The following is a 16,280-nucleotide window of genomic DNA, read 5'->3' on the forward strand; positions in this document are numbered from 1 at the left end:
AACCGTTATGCCCGCCTGACGCCATAGCGATCATACAGAAAAGTTTTTCCGCCCCAGGCGAAGGCAAACCCGGCGTCATCCTGTTGAATCACGCGGGGATTCTCCTCCGCCTGGAACTGGCATCCTCGGACGAGGCTCTCCGGCAGCCGTAGTTGCGCCACCGGGTTGGCTAACGGGCTCATGGGGTGGGGTTCGGCGAACAGCGCCATACGGTCATCGGAACCCAGGCGGGTGGCGGCTCTATTCTGCGTGGGCAGCGCCTGCGCATCGTCGTCCATGAGCGGCTTGTCCACTTTGAGCAGAGCGATCCGCGCCATGCCGGAATCGGTATAGTTTTGCCCGGCGATAAAGCGATCAACCTCCGCCATGTCGGGCGCGCGTGCTTGAAGTTGATCCAACGCCTGCTGGTGCATGGCCGACTCCACCAGCAGACGATTATCCGCCGGGATATTCCAATGTGGCCGCTGGTCGATCAATTCGGCGGTCAGGCGCAACACGCGCAGATCTTCATACACCGTGCCCCAGCCATGGGGTCCGCGCGATCCGGCGCCATTGAGCGCGGCGGCCCACCCCGCCCAATCCGGCTGAGGCGTCATCAGGATGGATGCCCGCGCCTGGGTGAATCCTGCGGGGCGGGCGCGATCGGCGTGGCGATGCAGCCGCCCGATGCGTTGCAACAGCACATCCATGGGGCACAGATCGGTCATGAGCCAATCGGCGTCGATATCCAAGCTCTGCTCGGCGGTTTGCGTGGTGACGGCGACCACGCCGGATGCGCCGCGCTGCTTGGGACGGAACGCCTGCTCCAACGCCCCATCCAGCGCGCGGCGATCCTCGGGGGAGAAGCGACTGTGGCACAGCGCGGGAAGCTCGCCACAACGCAGCAGGAGCGGACTCCCCTCCCACGCCAGCGCCTCCAACGCCTGCTGCGTGGCCACCGCATCGCCCACGGTGTTGCGCAAAATCAGCACCCGCGCCCCCTGCCGCGCCGCCGCCAGCGCTTGCTCCACGATGGTCGCCGCCTCATCGGCCAGCGGCAGACTCTCCACCTGCACCGCCTTCTGTTGACTTGCGGCTTCTGGAGCCCGAGTCTGCGCCGCTTCCCCTGTCCCACACCAGGTGATCAACGGATAGGGCGCGGCGACGGCGGCCTCCAGCGTCGGCGCCTCTTCGCCGAACAGCTGCGCGCGGAACCCCGCCCCCAGCGTGGCCGACATCAGCAGCGCATGCCCCCCGGCGGCGCGGTGGCGCTTGAGCAGCGCGGCGAGCAAGGCGCGCATGTAGAAGTCCGAGGCGTGCACCTCATCGATCACCAGCAACAGCCGACTGAGCAGCGCCCCGCGCATGGCGGCGTGCTTGACCCGCAACATGGAGAGCAGCGCCTGATCCACGCTGCCCACCGCCACGGTGGCGGCCAGAAAGCGCTTGGGATGCTCCGCCGCCCAGGCGCGCGGGGCCTGTTGTTCATCATCCCACAGGGTTTCGAAACGGGAGAGTTTGCGCCCTTGCATCTCCCCGGCGCGCAGATAGCCGGGCAGCGCCAGCACGGTGAGCGGGGCGTTGTCGCCCAACAGCGCCCGCATCGCCCTGTCCACCCGCCCATGCAGCTGCACGGCGGCGGCGCGGGTGGGCAGGGCGAAATAGAGGCCGTCGCAGGCGCCCGCCTTGAGCAGTTGGGCAAAGCGCCACAGCGCCGCTTCGGTCTTGCCGGAGCCGGTTTGCGACTCCAGCAGAACCAGCGAGCCCGGCGGCGTGGGCAGATCCAACAGCGCCGCCTGCGCCGGACGCGGCGCATGGCCGTCGAACCAGGCGGAGAATTCCAACGGCGCTCCCGTTTGCAGCACTGCGGACAGGGTATGTTCCAGCCCGACATTGGCCAGCGCGTGCGACGCCCGTTGCCGCGCCCAGGCAATGCGCGGGGTTTCGTCGGTGTGGGGATAGGGGAAGAACTGCGTATCGGAAGCGATCCAGTCCGCGGCGCTCACCAGACCCATAAAACCGTGGCAAAATGACGGCGCAGCAGGCAGCGGCGGCACGGCGTCAAACGCTTGCGGAAACCAACCCGGTAAGACATCGACCAGCGCCCGCGCCGACGCTATCGGGTCATAGCCTTGATCAGGTTTCCAATATCGCACGCTTTCCATTTCGGAGGAGTTTGGCCATGGTGGCTGATGCTGGCAAAAATCAACTCGAGCAGCCCGGCTTCCGATTCACACCAGTTGCCCATGCGAACAGACAACGACTGAAGAATCTGGCCCGCATGCTCGATGAGTCCCCACATCCCCTCCGCCACGTGACCCCTCAGCGATCCCCGACCCGTCGCCTTATTCTGAAAGCCGCGGTTGAACTTGCCGATATCGTGTAGCCCCGCCAGCAGCGCCAGACGCGCGCAGTGGACCGGCGTTAGATCGTCCCAGCCCGCCAATTGCGCCAGCCCCTGGCGGATGGCGGCGCGGCGCAACATCGCCTCCAGCGTTGCGGCCACATCGGCGCTGTGGTCGGCGATGGAGAGGGTGGCGCTGACCTTGCCGCTCGCATCGCGGGTCAATTTGCCCCAGGGGATATTCTTTAAGTGATTATCTTCCAACATAGACTGGACTTTCCAAGTCATATTGCTATGCAAAGGAGGTGTATAGGATTATTGATGTATCGTGTGGTCTTGTCAATCAGTCGCCGGATGAACAGATCTGTTGCAGATAATTTTTATTATTGCGTCAGGATCTCAATTGAACAGGCGCAATCACTCCGCTTGCGCCGCTTGCGGCGCCTCCATCACCAGACGGAAGCCGACAAAATTGTAGCGCCTTTTCGGCCAACGCGGGGAGCGCATGCTGGCGCGGGTCATAATGTGCCAGGCATACCAACTGGCGCCGCGGAAGACGGCGTAGCGACCCACGGGCGGCCCCTGGGGATCCTGCAGCGGCGTGGGCGTGGTTTCCAAATAGGGGGTGTACCAATCCTGCGCCCATTCGCTGACATTGCCGATTATATCGTAGACGCCCAGGGAGTTGGGGGCAAAGCAACCGGCTGGCGCGGTATGGCCGAAACCGTCGTCACATTGGAAAAACGACTGAAAATTCTCATTGAGAGCGATATTGAGCGCCCGGTCGGCCAGATTCTCGCCCTGACACACCGCCGCCGCGTTGGGATCCTGATAGGGCTTTACCGGGCTTTGGCTGGCCACATACTCCCACTGCGCTTCGCTGGGCAGAGTGAACTGTTGTCCGCTCTTTGCGCTGAGCCAGCGGGCGAAAGCTTTGGCCTGTGCTTGGCTGATACAGGTCACCGGGTGTGTCTCCGCCTGCGCAAAACCTGGATTCCGCCAACTCAGGCCATCTCGATAATCGTAATGGGTGTTGTTTGAACTGATGCGCAAGAAATAGCACCCAGCCGACTCCTCTTCGCCCCCGGTTTCGCGCACAAACTGGCGGTACTGCGCCACGGTCACTTCGCGGGCGGCCATGCGGAAGGGGCTGACGCACACCGTGTGCGGCGGCCCCTCATCGGAGTGATGCCACTTGCCGCTGTCGGCGCCCATCTGGAAGCAGCCGCCGGGGATATCCACCAACGCCATGTCGGTGTGCGGTTCAATCCAGCCGCTGGCGCCCGGGGGCAGACCTGTGGGCGGCGGGCAATCGGTCGATTTGCGCGGGGTCTGTTGCGGCAAGGCCCCCGGCGCGCTGGTGAGCTGCAGGGCGTTGTCTGTCGCCGCGCCGGGTTGTGCGGCGACCAAATGCGGAAATGGCTCGGTAGGGGAAAACAGCGCGCCGATCCAAACCGGCGCCGCCAGCCAGAGCGCAGCAAAGCCGCCCGCCAGCAGGATTTTGTGCGCCGTCTTCAGGGAGGAGCGTTCGCGCAGCAGGAACAGCCCCACCGCGCCCAGCGCGAGCCCATTGAGAAACCAGGCCAGCAGCGCATACCCGGGAACAATCTGGTCGAAATAGGCGGAGAGCTGCAACTCTCCCCAAAACAGCGCCAGCACCAGAATGCGCGCCGGCACATAGAGGCCGAAAATCAGAATAACAAGAATGAGCTGACGCACGATCACGGCGCCGTCCTCCGGGTCATCACCAGCCGCATGCCCAAGGTGCTGTCGCTGTGGTTGGGATAATCCACGCCGCGCCGCGCCGCGCGCACCCCTTTGGGATAACAGCGCCAACAGCCGCCGCGCGTCACATTCATGCGTCCGCGCGTCTGGCGCGGGTTGATGCGCGCAGGCCCCGCTTGCAGATACGCTGCATAGCGCGCCTTATCGGCAGGTTCGGCGTCGCGCAGCAAAGCGTCGTTGATCCAGCCGATGGCCTCGGCGTCGGGGTAGACCGCATAGAAGTCGCTGGTCCATTCGGAAACATTGCCCAACATGTCATGCAGACCAAAAGCGTTGGCGCGGTAGCGTCCCACCCCTTGCGTCCACACTGCGCCATCTTCGCAGTTGTGACGACGCCCGCTGGAGCCTTGCCAACCGGTGGCGTAGATGAAGCTCTGGTCCAGCACGTTTTCATAGCCACATGCGCGGCTGGCTTTGTCCCACACCCGCCGCAGCGGCGAGCCAGCGCGGGCGGCGTACTCCCACTGCGCTTCGCTGGGCAGCGCGTAGGTCACTCCCGTGTTGCGCTGGTTGAGCCAGTGCACATAGGCGCTGGCGTCATGCCAACTGATGCAGGTTACGGGGTGATCAGCCTGCTGATCAAAGCCCGGCGCGCGCCAACTGGTCCCATTTTGGTAATCAAAATAGTGTTGCGCCACCTGATAGACTCGGCATCCGCCGCGCGTCTCCGCCGAAGTGAGCGCGCGCCTGCCAAATTGCGCGCGCTCATCCATGTAGCGTTTGAACTGCCCCACGGTGGTTTCGAACTTGGCCATCCAGAACCCATCCACGCAGGTGCGGGTGCGCGGACCCTCATCCATTTTGCGCCCATTCTCGTCTGCGGGACTGCCCATCTGGAAGCAGCCGCCGGGGATCTTCACAAACACGGCGTCGCTGATGGGATCCACCCAGGTGTTGGCGTCCTTGGCGGGCGCATGGTTTTGCGCCGGGGGCCCGCTGGCAGGCTGGGGCTTTTTGTTCAGAGCAGGCAGCTGCAGACGCGCCTGTTGCATGAACTCACCCTGGTTCCAGGGCAGATAGGCGCTCAGGTAGAGGGTCGATCCCAGCCACAGGATATAGCCGGAGAAGAGAATCAGGACGAAGCGTTGGGATTGCGCGCGCGGCAGTTCGCGAAACGCCAGATAGCCGCCCATGCCGATCACCACGCCATGCACGAACCAGGAGAGCGGCGGGGCCGCGCGCGCCAGCGAATCGAACAGCGGGCTCAGTTGCAGCAGCGCCCACAGCAGCAGGCCCAGCAGGAGCTTGGACAGCAGCGCCATCACCACCATGAGCAGCGCCAGTAACGCCAGACGCTTCATGGCTTACGCCTCATCGGAGAAGGCCGCTTCATCGCGCTTTTTCTGCGCCCGCTGCATCGCCTGAGCGATGAAGAAACTCAGCACAACCGCCAATCCCAGGCTGGCCCAGTTAAGGGGGGTGTTGGCGAATATCGACTGATTGTAGCCCACAGCTTTGAGAAAGCCGGTGAGGCTGGCGTGCAGCAGCATGTCGTGGTCGGAGTTGGGCAGCAGAGTGACCTCCGCCAACCACAGCGCGCCGCGCAGCAAGCCCATGGCGGCGCCCACCACAAAGCCCCCCTTGAGGCTGCGGATGAGCATGTTGCGCCAGGGCGGAACCACGCGATAGGAAATGGGAATCACCACAACGCCGCCATTGAGGTTGAAGCGGAGTTTGGCGCTGTATTCGGCATCCATGGGCAGATGGCGCGGCTCCACCGCCACCGCGATCTCCCCCTCCCCCTCCACGGTTTTGTGATTCACCGACACCACGCGGTTGGGGTCGTCCAGCAGCACCGAGCCAAACAGATAGCCCCGCGCCACATTGCGCAGGGTAACCCGCAGGATTTTGCGCTGCTCCCCATGCACGCGGCCAAACTTCAGCTCCTGCACCGAACAGCGCAGTTGCGGCGGCGGCAGATCCGGGTCCAATGCGCCCAGCAGAATCTCCAACTTCACCGCAGCGGAGAAGTCCGGGTTGTCGAGAATCTCGTCCAGCGCGGCCAGATCCATTTTGCCGGTGGCCGCCAGCCAGGCGCGAATCCACCCCTCCTGCAACCAACCCCGTCCCTGTTCGGTGGTTTGCGCGTCCTGATCGATCCACGCCGCCAGCGCTTTGGGTTCGCTGATGGGCTGCTTGATGAAGGGGAACGGTAGCTCGGGATAGAAGCGCCACGCCGCGCCGTAGGCCAACTGCTTGTCCGGCGGCGCCTGGGCGATCAGCGCCTCCAGGAACGCCGCATCCGCCTCCCAATTGGGGAACTGCGCCACCGCCAGCCACGCCGCCAGCACGCCATCGCGCACGCACTCGCTTAACAGCGGTTCAAACGCCGGATCCTTGTGCAGCGCGCGCCCCAGATCAGCGGGCTGTTCGATGCGATGTCGTCCCAGGGTCAGTGCGGTAAACGTTTCATCGAGCAGAAAGCGCAGCGCCACCTGCTGCATGCGCGGCCCGCCATCAGCGATGCGTCTGTGCAGATCGCGCAGTCGCGCCGCCAGCGCGGCATTGTGTCCGGTCAGTTGCGAAGCGGCGACCCACGCCGCCAGTTTGCCGCTATTGAACAGCGTGACAATGGCGTCGGTCTGCTGCTCCTGGCGCAGCAGGTCGATGAGTTCGCCCAGGGAGTGGAGCGCCCGCTTGCCCACCGGCAGCGGCGTGGTCGGGTCCAGCATCAGTTTGAGCCGCCACACTCCCAGTTCCGGCTGCTCGGTGTCGTTCTCCTGGATCTCCTCCACTTCGGCGGCCAGCTCGGGGCTGAAGTGGTCGAAGATCCAGCGCCGCACGTCGCCGCGGAACAGATGGCGCGCGGCGTCGAAGGCGTCCAGACTGGCGGCCAGCTCCTTGAGATTGGTGGCTTGGGGATAGCCCGGATAGGGGTGGGATTTGCCCGCCAGCAGATCCGGCTTCCAGGGGCGGCCCTGGTTGTCCAACACCGCCTCGCCGCCCAGCCACTGGCGCAGTTGCGCATAACCCCAGCGATTGCCCGGATCCACCTGCAACAGACCACTGAGCAGGGTGCGGAAACGTTCCGACAGCCCGGTTTCTGAAATGGGGACGCGCCCCTCCACATGGGCCACCGAGATCTGCAACGGGTGCATGCCGTCAAACGGCGAGGCGCCCAGCACCAGGTGCAGCAGGGAGATGCCCAGGGCGTAGAAGTCGGTGGGCGGCCCCACCTCGTTGCGACTGAGCATCTCCGGCGCGGCGTAGTCCAGGGTGAAGTGGAAGGCGCGGGTTTTGTGGGCGCCATCGGCCTCCTCCTCCAGAATCGAGCTGATGCCGAAATCGGCGATCACCGCTTCGGTGCGCTCGGCGTCGCGGAAGAAGAGGTTGCCCGGTTTGATGTCGCGATGGACGATGTTCTGGGTATGGCAGTAGCGCAGCCCCTCCACCAGATTGGGCAGCCACTGCTCCAACAGGCGCGTTTCATCCACCGGCGCCAGCGCCTTGAGTTCGCCGCCGCGACAGTACTCCATCACCTCGAAGAAGCGTCCGCCCCAGGCGCCGAACGCCTGCAGGCTCACCACCCCCGGGTGGGTCAGACCCAGCAGTTGTTCGAGCACCGCGCGTTTGGGCGAGATGTGGAAACGGTAGAATTTGAGAATCACCGTCTCGCCGGTCAGGGCGTTGCGACAGCGGTAGATCTCCGCCTCGCCCGAGCCCACCCCCAGCGGTCCGGCCTCGACCTGGTATTTGTCATCCACCAGATCGCCGATCTTCAGTTGCAGCGCCTCCAGGGTGGGTTCGGCGGCGTCAAACCGCTCGGTGACCTCGGCCAGCGCCGCAGGGTCGATCTTGGCGGGCTCGGCGGCGTCAAACCGCTCGGTGACGCTGGCGTGTTGCGGCGGGTCAAATCGCTCGGTGACGGATTTGGCGGCGGATGGCTGCGCGGCGTCATCGAAGCGTTGGGTGACTTGTGGGGATTGCTTGTCGCTCTCGCTCATTCGTTCGTCCCATCCGCCAAATAGGTCCTGCCATAGCCGTTGGCATTCAAAAGTGAAACCTGGGGAGCTGTAAGATATCGAGGGCTACGCCCTCGAGCTCTCAAGATCAAAAGCCAAACCGTGGGGCGCCGCCCCACACCCCGCAGGGGGCGCGGCCCCCAGACGATTTGGCAGGATTGCCAAATCGGACTCGCGCAAGCGAGCCCGAAGGGTGAGGGCCATGGATGGCCCGAATCACCCCGCCGCCGACCAGTCGGCGGCCAATAGTCAGCACAAGCTCCACCGACATCACGCAAACATTGATCGTTCTGTCAATTTTGGTTTTGACTCACTATTAATATTCGCTCATAAATAGTTGAATATGCGCATAAATTTTGTCAGCGCACAAAACCAAACTAATGGGGGTCCAGGGGAATCATTCCCCTGGTGGGTCCAGGGCAAAGCCCTGGCGGGTCGAGGGCGGCGCCCTCGTGGGGTCTGGGGCAAAGCCCCAGCCTCTTTTCCCTGCCATCAGTGTTTGATTTTAACCAAGTAGGTAAACTGTTCAGCCCGCTGAATCTTCGTGCAGACGCAGCAGAATCACCGATTGATTGTCATGCCCACCCGCCGCTGTGGCGGCGTCCAGCAGCGCTTGCCCCATCCGCTCCAAGGGCGCGTCGTCTGCGGCGCACAACGCCTCCATGCGACTCTCGCCCAACAGGTCGTGCACGCCGTCCGAGCAGACCAGCAGCACATCGCCCCCACGCAGCTCCGGCCCCGGCTCGATGCGACACTGAAACGACGCCAACCCCACATGGTTGGTGAGCACATGGCGCTGGCCCGACTGCTCGGCCTGATCCTGGGAGAGCTGGCCGGCGTCCATGGCCATGCGGGTGGCCGAATCATCCAGCGTGAGCAGACGCAACAGACCGTTGCGCAGACGGTAGACGCGGCTGTCGCCGGCGTTGAACACCCAATAGCCGTGAGGGGTGAGGCACGCCCCGCTCAGGGTGCAACCCATGCGCGCCCACTCGGGACGGCTGGCCGCCGCTTGCAACACGGTGTCGTTGGCGCGCTGAATGGCGTCGCGCAGGGTCTCCACAAACGCCTCCGGCGCGGCCTTGGTGACGCCGTGAAAGTGGCGCTCCAGCGTGCGCAGGGCCAACTGACTGGCCACCTCCCCCGCCGACGCCCCGCCGATGCCGTCGGCCACCGCCAGCAGCACGCCGACGCTCTGCAACGCCTCGTCATCCGCATCCAGCCACAGCGTCATGCGGCCCCGATTTTTGACGTAGCGATCCAGCAGCAGATGGTCCTCATTGTGTTCGCGCACCGGTCCGGTGGCGGTATGGCCATACGCTTCAAAGCGCGCCATCAGAGGATTCTCACATGCAGCGTCACCCCCGAGAGGGTGAGTTTGTCGCCATTGCTCAGAGGCAGCGTCGCCCCCGGCGCCGCCTTGTCGTTATTGACGAAGGTGGGGTTGGTGAAGGCGCCGCCGAACAGGGCTTGATCGATGGCGGTCACCCGCCACTGGTCCGCCTCATACACAAAGCGGCAGTGGTTGCGGTGCACGTGTTTGACGCCGGGCAGCGACAGCGGCAGGCGGATGTGGGCGGCGCGGGAGTCGTGCTCCTGGCCCACGATCCAGCCATCGCGCACCGTATAGCGTTCGCCGCTCTCCAGCAGCTCCAGAATCAGGTCCGGTCGCGGTTCAAAGCGGGTGGTGACGCCGCTGGCGGAGGAGAGTTGCGGCGCGGGGTCTGATGCGGCGACAACAACAGGCGGCGCATCAACGGGGGCGCTCGGCGACGCTTCGGCGGCAACGGACGGCGGCGCGGCGGCGGCGGATTCCGCTTCCGGCTCCGGCGGCGGGCGATCCGGCGCGCTGGTGGGCGGCACCGCGCCAAGGAATTCGGCGTCAACCTCGCACAGGTCGGCCTCCTCGGGATTCTCATGACCGCATTTGGGACAGATTTTGATATAGCGCATCGGTTTTTATTCTTTAAGTCAGTTATTTGGGATGATGAAAGAGACTGGGGCTTCGCCCCAGACCCCATGAGGGCTCCGCCCTCAACCCGCCAGGGCTCCGCCCTGGACCCGGCAGGGCTCCGCCCTGCACCCGCCAGGGAAATGATTTCCCTGGACCCTCGTTAGTTTTCGTTCGGCGTTGGCGTGGCGTTTGTCGCTTTGCTTTGAGACGTGGAATCCTTTGGCAGCATCTGGTGATACGCCTCGCGCTGCGTTGGCGATAGCACGCCGATCAACCACGCCGCGCCGTTCTCCCCCACCCCCAGATTGGCCAGTGGCGGCGATTCGCTCAAAACCTGGCGTTTTACTATCCGCCCCCGCGCCGTGAGCGCGATCAAGCGCTGATTGGCGCTGCCCGCCAGCGGCTCCCAGCTGGGCTGATCGCGCCGAAATGGGCCATCAATCAACAGATCCGTCTGCGCCAACAGCGCCCGCTGCGCCGCGCCCGCCTCCAGCAGTTGCGCATGGGTGTAGCCGCTGAACGCCATCACCGTCCACGCCGGACGCGCCGCCCGCACCCTCTGCAGCAGCGCCGCCAGCGCAGCGGCCTGATCAAACGGCTCGCCGCCGCTGAGGGTCAGCCCATCCAACGCCTCCGGCAGATCCAACAGATGCGCCGCCAGATCCGCCGTCGCCACCCACTGTCCGCTATCGCGCGCTTGCAACTGCGGGGTGACGCACCCCGGGCAGGCCAACGCGCACCCCGCTGTCCACAGCGCCGCGCGTCGCCCCGGCCCCAGCGCCGTCACCGGCTGGGCGATGTGGCTCAAACGCACGCGCCCGGTGTTCACGCCCGGCGCTCCAGAACGGTCTCGAAGCGGTAGGGGGCAGCTTCGCCATGGTCGCGCAGTTCGATCAGTTCAAACCCGCCGCGCGCCTCCATGCCGAACTCAAACAGCCAGCGCGCCAACGGATTGATCAACGCCGAATCCAGCATGTTGCGAATGCCGCGTCCGCCGTGCTGCAGATTGCCCCGCGCCAGGGTGATCAGTTGCGCCCGCACCGCCTCGGCGATGGTCAGGTCAATGCCCTGCTCCCGGCTCAATACCTGCTGCGCCCGCGCCAGCAGCATGTCGAGAATCTCCTCATCCAGCGGCGGCCGGATGAAATCGAACACCACAAAATTGTCGCCGATGCGATTGAGCAGCTCCGGGCGGCCCAGCTTCAGATTGAAGTGGTCGCGAATGGCCTGCAGGATGGATTCGCGCACCAGACTGTAGGGCATCTGCGGCGTCACCATCTGGTTCTCTTCAACCTGCGCCCCAGAGGAGAACAGCAGCGGCGCGGATTGGCCCGACTCGCCGTCGGCGCCCGTCGAAGGCGACATCACCCCCAGATTGCTGGTGAAGATGATGATGCATTCGGAGAAGTAGGTGGTCTCGCCCTTGCCGTCGGTGAGGCGGCCATCGTCGAGAATCTGCAGGAATTTATCGAAGATCGACGGGTGCGCCTTTTCGATTTCGTCGAACAGCACCACCGAGAAGGGGTTCTTCTGCAACGCGCCGGTGAGCTGCCCGCCCTGCTCATAACCCACATAGCCCGGCGGCGCCCCCAGCAGACGCTGATCGGCGTGGGCGGCGGAGTATTCACTCATATCAAAGCGCAGCAGCCGCTCTTCGGAGCCAAACAGCAGCTCCGCCAGCCCCTTGGCCATTTCGGTTTTGCCCACACCGGTGGGCCCGGCGAAGAACAGCACCCCGCGCGGCCGTTGATTGCCGCCGCCGGTGTCCAGCGACAACCCCACGCGGGCGCGACGGATGATGTCCAACACCCGCGCCATGGCCACCTCCTGCCCCTTGACGCGGCGACCGATCAACGCAGGCGCCTGGCGCAGACGCTCCCGGTCCAGGGTGTCCCAGGCGCTCACTTTGACGCCATATTTGAACTGCTTGGTCAGGTCGCTAATGGATTCGACCGGGATGCGCTCCTCCCGCGACAGCGCCACCAGACTCATCAGTTCGTAATAGGCCATGCCCTCGGTGGAGACGGTAAAGCGCGACACCAGTTCGTCAGAGGGCTGTTTGGCGTCGGCTTGCTCGCTGTGGAAGGCGCGATAGGCGGAGCGGATAAAGCGTTCGCGCGCCTCGCTGTCGGGCTTGTCGATGTGAATGGCGCGGGTGCGCGGATTGTCCACATAGAGGAATGCGGGCAGATCGTTGAGTTTGTCGCACACCACAATGCACAGATTGTTGCGCCGGGTATCGCCATCGATGGCTTCGCGGCTCTCCAGGGTGGCTTTGAGCAGACGGGTGAACACATCCAGCCCCACGCCGCTGCCGCCGTCGTTGGCGCTGAACAGACGCGAGGCGTTGTCAAATATGAACACCGCTGAGGTGACATTGTTGGCCAGCACCGGTCGCAGGGCGTTCATGGCGCCCGCCAGATGGTGTTTGTCGGCGCGCGGGGCGGCGCCAAACGAGAGCGGCTTGCGCGGGCCGGATGCGGCGGCGGCGCTCTGTTGCGCGGCGTGGGTCTCCGTCTCCTCTTCGCGCGCGGGCGGCTCCTTGCCCTGACCGATGCGCTTGACCGCTTCAGCCATCCAGGAGTCGGAATATTGCAGACCATCCACACTGTCGTGTAGACCGACGATCTGGTAGCCCTGATCGAGCATGAAGCGTTGAAGAAAACCCGACAGATTGCCCGTCACCCAGCGCGTCTCCCCCTCGGCGCCGTCGCGTTTGACGCCATAGGAGACCAGATCCAGCACATTGCCGTGTAGAAAGATCATCCCTTTGAGGGGAATAAAGCGCGCCAGCTCCTTTTGCCACCGGGGCGAGTCGCCATTGATGACAATCATGAAAAGGTCATCTCCTGATAGCGCGGAGCCGACTGCTCATTGCGCTGCTGCGCGCGATTGATCTCCTCGGCGCTCTGCACTGTGACGATGGGCAGATTCTCCACCTGGTTTTCGCGTTTGAAGCGCACTTCGCTGGCGAAGCCATCGGCGCTCAGTCGCCGCATCACCTCCGGCAGATCCTGGCACCAGACCCGCTCCTGCCGCCGCAAGAGTTCCAGCTCTTCGGCGCTGGCGGGTGCATCGGAGTGGAACGTTCGCTCCAGATAGAGTTGAAACCCGATGCGGCCATCGGCGTGCACCACCGCATGCAGACCGGTTCCGCCGGGCACGGCGAACGCGCCGGAGAGGGTGTTGCCCTCCACTGTCTCCGCCAGCGGCTCGGTGATGGCGTAGCCCATCTCGCTCAAGTGATCGGCCAGACGCTGCGACAGCGCATCGCGCGCCACATCCAGCGCCAACTCCTGGTCGATGGCGCGTTTGATGGGGCCAAAGCGGGTATTGGCTTCGGTCTCCATCCACAGCGTCAGCGGATCGGCGTGCAGCTGTTCGAGCAGCCACTCCCGCAACTGCGCCAACGGCTGTTGATGGCGCTCCTGAATGCCATTCAGGCGCTCATATTGAGTGACTTCATTGAGAATGGTGAGCAGATTATCGCGGATCTGCTGCTGATGGCGCAGGGTATTGCGCAGCCGCTCCACATGGTCGGCCAGGGTGCGTTGCAGCATCTGCTTGAAGGCGTCCAGCTCCTCTGCGCGGGGCGGCGCGGATTTGTCCTGAATGATTTGCCGCCACGCCTCCACCTGGGCGCGGAGTTTGACAAACGGGGTCTTGCCGTCACTGAGCAGTTGCGCGGGCGCGGCGGCCAGAATGGCGTCCACCTCGGTCACGAATCCACGCAACTCATCCCAAAGCTGATCCAGCCTGTTCTCGGGCGCGGCGGATTCGTGTTGATCCTGAGCGGCGGCGTTGTGGATGTTCTGCGCCAGCGCCTGTTGCGCCACCTCAATGGCCTGACGGGCGGCGTCCAGCTCGGCCAGTTCCGCTTGATGCTTATGATGCGACTGGCGCCACTGCTGGCGCTCCTGCCGCTGCGCTTGCGCCGCTTCCTGCGCTTGTTGCAGGCGGACGTCGATCTGCGCGCGGATGGCGCCCGCCAGCGCCTGCGCGCTGTGGGCGTCTTGCTGGGAGAGCGCGCCGGACTCGGCGGCGGCCTGGGCCAGGGCGGCCAGAGGAATCAAGGGGGCGACAATGGCTTCAGCGCTCATGAATTGGCTCCTGATGAAGAAAACCGAATGCGTTCAGGCAGCGGCAATAATATGTAAACAAACTTGCAAATTATTTGATGACTTTACGCAAATAACAACCATTTTGTGCGAAAAAACGCCTTTTTCATCCTGCAGATGCGCGCTTGTTTGGGCAAGTCATTGAAACACCATCTCCCGCGCGCAATATCCAAAGTTGCTCCCGCCAACAACAAAAACGCCACCCCAAGGGGTGGCGTAAATGTTTGAATTCTATGGTAGGCGGGACAGGGATCGAACCTGCGACCCTCGGCTTGTAAGGCCGATGCTCTCCCAGCTGAGCTACCCGCCCAAAAGATAAACCGGCGGTACGCAAAATACGTACGCCGGTTTATCAAATCCGCTTTGCCTCAGCGCAATGCTGACCAATCGCGGCGGCGGTCGGCTTACTTGCCGTCCACAGCGTCCTTCAGACCCTTGCCGGGCTTGAATTTGGGCAGCTTGGCCGCAGCGATTTTGATCTCTTTGCCGGTGCGGGGGTTGCGACCGGTGCGCGCGGCGCGCTCGGAGACGCTGAAGGTGCCGAAACCGATCAGGCTCACGGCGTCGCCGGATTTCAGCGCTTCGGTGATGCTCGCCACCACGGCGTCCACCGCGGCGGTGGCGGCGGCTTTGGTCATGTCCGCTTTGGACGCCACTTGTGTTTCGGTTCAGTTGGAAAATGACAAACAAGCCGTTTATAATGTGTAGATAATAAGCGGAGGTTTGTATGGAACGGAAGAAGCGGAGATTTACGGCTGAGCAGAAGGTAGGCTATGTGCGCCGTCACCTGGTCGAGAAGGTGGTTCTCTCGGATCTGTGTGACGAGGCGGGCATTCAGCCCAGCCAGTACTATCGCTGGCAAAAGGCTTTGTTTGAGAACGGCGAAGCGGCCTTGTCTGACAAACGCGGCCAAAAGGCTTGTGACCGACAGATTGCCGAACTAGAAGCGAAGTTGGCAACCAAAAATGAAGTTATGTCCGAGCTTCTTGAGGCGCATGTTGCGCTAAAAAAAAGTCTTGGGGTGAGCTGAACGGCTGCTGGGTGGAGCCGGACATACGGGATTCGGTGGTGGATTTCGTGGCGTTTTGGTCAGACAAGAGCGAAATCGACACGAGCCGAATTATCAACTGGATAGGCGTGCAAAGGGGCAAGTTCTATTCATGGCGCAAGCGCTATGGAATGGTTAACGACCACAATGGCCGTATTCCCCGAGATTTTTGGCTGGACGATTGGGAAAGGGAAGCGATTGTCGCCTTTTTCCATGAACATCCGTCAGAGGGCTATCGGCGCCTGACCTACATGATGCTGGATGCAGGCGTGGTGGCGGTCAGCCCCTCTTCAGTGCTGCGTGTGCTCAGAACTGCCGGGCTGATGCGTCGTTGGAGCCCACCGCCCTCGCAGAAGGGCACAGGGTTCAAACAGCCTTCGGAGCCGCATAAACACTGGCATGTGGACATCTCCTATCTGAATATCCAGGGGACGTTCTACTATCTGTGCAGTGTCCTGGATGGATGTAGCAGGTTTATCCTCCACTGGGAGATTCGTGAGTCGATGAAGGAAGATGAGGTTGAAGTGGTCCTGCTCCGAGCTCAGGAGGCCTATCCGGAAGCTAAGCCGCGGCTGATCTCAGACAATGGGCCGCAGTTCGTTGCCAACGATTTTAAGGCGTTCATCCGGGAATCCGGCATGACGCATGTGAGGACTTCGCCTTACTATCCGCAGAGCAACGGAAAGCTGGAGCGTTTTCACGGTAGTTTGAAGCGTGAGTGCATTCGGCCTCAGACGCCATTATCGCTGGAAGATGCCCAGCGGGTTGTGGGAAAGTACGTCGAGCATTACAACACCCGGCGGCTCCATAGCGCCATCGACTACGTCACCCCACAGGATCGCCTGGAAGGGCGGCATGTGCAGATCCTGGCCGAACGAGATCAAAAGCTTGAGGCGGCCAGAGAACGGCGTCGGACGACGCACCAAAAGCAGTCTTTTCAGCCATCCCAAAAAATGGCTGAAAAGGCGAACAGCTAACTGATATTTTGGTTTAGACGGTTGTCATGTTTCCGCTGAACCAGCACACTTGGTCAACCAGCTCAGTCTTGTTCACTATTCCGCCCTCCTGGAATGCGGTTGGATTTTCAAGT

General features: G+C 63.2%; 13 protein-coding genes and 1 tRNA gene. 2 read left to right on the forward strand and 12 right to left on the reverse strand.

The features are described 5' to 3' along the window. Window positions 1-5: 5 nt before the first annotated feature. The 12 genes from cas3 to MAIT1_RS20585 all read right to left on the reverse strand — a co-directional run bounded on the left by cas3 (window position 6) and on the right by MAIT1_RS20585 (window position 14,798). Window positions 6-2,135 carry a CRISPR-associated helicase Cas3' gene (gene cas3 / locus MAIT1_RS20530; RefSeq protein ID WP_158089660.1) on the reverse strand — a complete coding sequence of 710 codons (2,130 nt, stop codon included), beginning with the start codon at window positions 2,133-2,135 and terminating at the stop codon, window positions 6-8. Beyond that, the gene (locus MAIT1_RS20535) at window positions 2,096-2,590 is read right to left on the reverse strand and encodes a CRISPR-associated endonuclease Cas3'' (protein ID WP_085446928.1); all 495 of its coding nucleotides are present in this window, start codon (window positions 2,588-2,590) and stop codon (window positions 2,096-2,098) included. Before MAIT1_RS20535 ends, cas3 begins: the two co-directional genes overlap by 40 nt. Window positions 2,591-2,740: 150 nt before the next feature. Beyond that, a complete protein-coding gene (locus tag MAIT1_RS20540; RefSeq protein WP_085446930.1) occupies window positions 2,741-4,048 on the reverse strand; it encodes a formylglycine-generating enzyme family protein in 1,308 nt (435 codons plus the stop codon). Then, window positions 4,045-5,409, reverse strand: coding sequence for a formylglycine-generating enzyme family protein (locus tag MAIT1_RS20545; protein WP_085446932.1), 1,365 nt, complete (start codon window positions 5,407-5,409; stop codon window positions 4,045-4,047). Before MAIT1_RS20545 ends, MAIT1_RS20540 begins: the two co-directional genes overlap by 4 nt. Window positions 5,410-5,412: 3 nt before the next feature. Next, window positions 5,413-8,052: a serine/threonine protein kinase gene (locus MAIT1_RS20550; protein WP_085446934.1), complete on the reverse strand. Its 2,640-nt coding sequence runs from the start codon at window positions 8,050-8,052 to the stop codon at window positions 5,413-5,415. A gap of 544 nt (window positions 8,053-8,596) precedes the next feature. Beyond that, window positions 8,597-9,406, reverse strand: a complete 810-nt coding sequence (locus tag MAIT1_RS20555) for a PP2C family protein-serine/threonine phosphatase (protein ID WP_085446936.1) — start codon at window positions 9,404-9,406, stop codon at window positions 8,597-8,599. Further along, on the reverse strand, window positions 9,406-10,023 hold the full coding sequence (locus MAIT1_RS20560) for an FHA domain-containing protein (RefSeq protein ID WP_085446938.1): 618 nt from the start codon (window positions 10,021-10,023) through the stop codon (window positions 9,406-9,408). Before MAIT1_RS20560 ends, MAIT1_RS20555 begins: the two co-directional genes overlap by 1 nt. 161 nt (window positions 10,024-10,184) lie before the next feature. Further along, window positions 10,185-10,853, reverse strand: coding sequence for a 4Fe-4S single cluster domain-containing protein (locus MAIT1_RS20565; RefSeq protein WP_085446940.1), 669 nt, complete (start codon window positions 10,851-10,853; stop codon window positions 10,185-10,187). Next, on the reverse strand, window positions 10,850-12,859 hold the full coding sequence (locus tag MAIT1_RS20570; RefSeq protein ID WP_085446942.1) for an AAA family ATPase: 2,010 nt from the start codon (window positions 12,857-12,859) through the stop codon (window positions 10,850-10,852). The genes MAIT1_RS20565 and MAIT1_RS20570 overlap by 4 nt, the downstream gene beginning before the upstream one ends. After that, complete coding sequence (locus MAIT1_RS20575; protein WP_085446944.1) at window positions 12,856-14,124, reverse strand: hypothetical protein; 1,269 nt, start codon at window positions 14,122-14,124, stop codon at window positions 12,856-12,858. Before MAIT1_RS20575 ends, MAIT1_RS20570 begins: the two co-directional genes overlap by 4 nt. A 252-nt stretch (window positions 14,125-14,376) precedes the next feature. Continuing rightward, window positions 14,377-14,452, reverse strand: a tRNA-Val gene (locus MAIT1_RS20580). Between the two features lie 94 nt (window positions 14,453-14,546). Then, a complete protein-coding gene (locus tag MAIT1_RS20585; RefSeq protein ID WP_275531653.1) occupies window positions 14,547-14,798 on the reverse strand; it encodes an HU family DNA-binding protein in 252 nt (83 codons plus the stop codon). Window positions 14,799-14,869: 71 nt separating this feature from the next. Here MAIT1_RS20585 and MAIT1_RS20590 point away from each other — a divergent pair, with 71 nt between their 5' ends. Together MAIT1_RS20590 and MAIT1_RS20595 are read left to right on the forward strand one after the other, a co-directional pair. Then, window positions 14,870-15,172 carry a transposase gene (locus tag MAIT1_RS20590; RefSeq protein WP_085440078.1) on the forward strand — a complete coding sequence of 101 codons (303 nt, stop codon included), beginning with the start codon at window positions 14,870-14,872 and terminating at the stop codon, window positions 15,170-15,172. Between the two features lie 11 nt (window positions 15,173-15,183). Then, window positions 15,184-16,167, forward strand: coding sequence for an IS3 family transposase (locus MAIT1_RS20595; RefSeq protein WP_085441294.1), 984 nt, complete (start codon window positions 15,184-15,186; stop codon window positions 16,165-16,167). The last annotated feature ends 113 nt before the right edge of the window (window positions 16,168-16,280 follow it).

The organism is Magnetofaba australis IT-1 (assembly GCF_002109495.1).
Classification (GTDB): Bacteria; Pseudomonadota; Magnetococcia; order Magnetococcales; family Magnetococcaceae; genus Magnetofaba; species Magnetofaba australis.

Bases quoted from the DNA above. Each gene is read 5' to 3' on its own strand.
- MAIT1_RS20560 (WP_085446938.1), bottom strand. From the start codon at position 10,023: ATGCGCTATATCAAAATCTGTCCCAAATGCGGTCATGAGAATCCCGAG.
- MAIT1_RS20545 (WP_085446932.1), bottom strand. From the start codon at position 5,409: ATGAAGCGTCTGGCGTTACTGGCGCTGCTCATGGTGGTGATGGCGCTG.
- MAIT1_RS20590 (WP_085440078.1), top strand. From the start codon at position 14,870: ATGGAACGGAAGAAGCGGAGATTTACGGCTGAGCAGAAGGTAGGCTAT.
- MAIT1_RS20575 (WP_085446944.1), bottom strand. From the start codon at position 14,124: ATGAGCGCTGAAGCCATTGTCGCCCCCTTGATTCCTCTGGCCGCCCTG.
- MAIT1_RS20570 (WP_085446942.1), bottom strand. From the start codon at position 12,859: ATGATTGTCATCAATGGCGACTCGCCCCGGTGGCAAAAGGAGCTGGCG.
- MAIT1_RS20550 (WP_085446934.1), bottom strand. From the start codon at position 8,052: ATGAGCGAGAGCGACAAGCAATCCCCACAAGTCACCCAACGCTTCGAT.
- MAIT1_RS20555 (WP_085446936.1), bottom strand. From the start codon at position 9,406: ATGGCGCGCTTTGAAGCGTATGGCCATACCGCCACCGGACCGGTGCGC.
- MAIT1_RS20535 (WP_085446928.1), bottom strand. From the start codon at position 2,590: ATGTTGGAAGATAATCACTTAAAGAATATCCCCTGGGGCAAATTGACC.